Annotated in this window: 1 protein-coding gene and 1 pseudogene; one reads left to right on the top strand and one right to left on the bottom strand. The window is 72.9% G+C overall.

Translation table 11 applies throughout. The annotated features are described in order from the left end of the window. Nucleotides 1-823: tRNA (adenine-N1)-methyltransferase (locus tag FNH05_RS37640; protein WP_246128175.1), on the top strand; the 823-nt coding region annotated here is incomplete at its 5' end. Between the two features lie 56 nt (nucleotides 824-879). On the opposite strand, the pseudogene FNH05_RS38735 reads toward FNH05_RS37640, so the two are convergent. Continuing rightward, nucleotides 880-1,062: pseudogene (locus FNH05_RS38735) on the bottom strand (hypothetical protein); the annotation flags it as partial.

Raw genomic sequence — 1,062 nt, 5'->3', positions numbered from 1 at the left:
GTCGGTAAGCGGGCCGTTCAGCCCCGGGGACAGGGTGCGGTTGACCGATCCGAAGGGCCGGCACTACAGCATCGTGCTGACCGAGGGTGAGGAGTACCACACGCATCGTGGGGCACTGAAGCACGACGACCTGATCGGCAGGCCCGAAGGCTCGGTGATCGCTTCCGCCGGCGGCACCTCGTACCTCGCGATGCGCCCGCTGCTGGCCGACTACGTGCTGTCGATGCCCCGTGGCGCCCAGGTGATCTACCCGAAGGACGCCGCCCAGATCGTGATGTGGGGCGACATCTTCCCCGGGGCGCGGGTGCTGGAGGCCGGCGCGGGCTCGGGTGCGCTCACCTGCTCACTGCTGCGCGCGGTGGGGCCGCAGGGCACGGTCACCTCCTACGAGGTCCGCGAGGACCACGCCGAGCACGCGGTGCGCAACGTCGAGAAGTTCTTCCACGGCAAGCCGGAGAACTGGACGCTGACCGTGGCCGACCTCGCCACGCACACCGGCGAGGTGGACCGGGTGGTGCTCGACATGCTCGCCCCGTGGGACGTGCTGCCCGTCGTGCACCGGAACCTGGTGCCGGGCGGGGTGCTGGTGGTCTACGTCGCGACCGTCACCCAGTTGTCCCGGGTCACCGAGGCGCTGCGGGAGCAGCAGGGGTGGACCGAGCCGGAGTCGTGGGAGACGCTCATGCGGCCCTGGCACGTGGTCGGCCTGGCGGTGCGGCCCGAGCACCGCATGGTGGCGCACACGGCCTTCCTGCTGACCACCCGCAGGCTCGCCGACGGCGTGACCCCGCCGCGTCCGCAACGCCGCCCCAGCAAGGGCTGACCGCCCCCCGGGCCCCGGTCGGCGGACCATGCCGGGGCCCGGGCCGTGGGTCCGGGTCAGACGCCGGCGTCGCTGGCGTAGCACCAGCTTGCGGCCGTGCGGCGGAGGGCGAAGGCGAAGTCCTTCGTGCCGCGGGGGCCGGTGGCCCGCGCGGGGACCAGCATCAGGTCTCCCTGGGCCCGTGGCGAGCCGGTGATCTTCATGGTGACCCCCTGGTGGGGCGACGGCTTGGGCGACAC

It is taken from the genome of Amycolatopsis rhizosphaerae, from assembly GCF_007713715.1.
Taxonomy (GTDB): Bacteria; Actinomycetota; Actinomycetes; order Mycobacteriales; family Pseudonocardiaceae; genus Amycolatopsis_E; species Amycolatopsis_E rhizosphaerae.
The sequence above is the reverse complement of the archived record's forward strand: the minus strand, read 5'-3'. Positions and strand labels throughout refer to the sequence as shown.